The following is a 330-nucleotide window of genomic DNA, read 5'->3' as shown; positions in this document are numbered from 1 at the left end:
TTTTAATCCGGTGCTACCGGCCGATCCGTGGCCCCTTTTATTCCCGGTGTTCTCACCTGCCCGATCACTGCTGCCGACGTCGCTATCGCCAGTCCTGCCGCGATTGCTGCGCTTGATGCGAGCTTCTTCCGAGTACGGTTCGACCGCCTGACGCCTTCGGAGAAACGCTACCTGCGCGGTATGGCGGCGCTGGGCGAGGGGCCTTACATCTCCAGCGCCATCGCTGAGCACCTCGGCAAGAAGCCCAACGCCTTCGGCCCGGTGCGCGCCTCGCTGGTCGTGTCCGTCAATGTGGTGTAAATTCGGTTGTGGCCAGCGGGCAGCATTTTC

At 62.7% G+C, this 330-nt stretch carries 1 protein-coding gene; it reads left to right on the top strand.

Features of this window, described 5'->3' with window-relative positions; translation table 11 throughout:
• Nucleotides 1–27: 27 nt before the first annotated feature.
• Nucleotides 28–300, top strand: coding sequence for a hypothetical protein (locus tag AX708_RS19910; RefSeq protein WP_066530105.1), 273 nt, complete (start codon nucleotides 28–30; stop codon nucleotides 298–300).
• Nucleotides 301–330: the final 30 nt, after the last annotated feature.

The organism is Erythrobacter sp. CCH5-A1, from assembly GCF_001557115.1.
Lineage (GTDB): Bacteria > Pseudomonadota > Alphaproteobacteria > Sphingomonadales > Sphingomonadaceae > Erythrobacter.
Note: the sequence above shows the minus strand (reverse complement) of the source record. Positions and strands in the feature narration are given on the sequence as shown.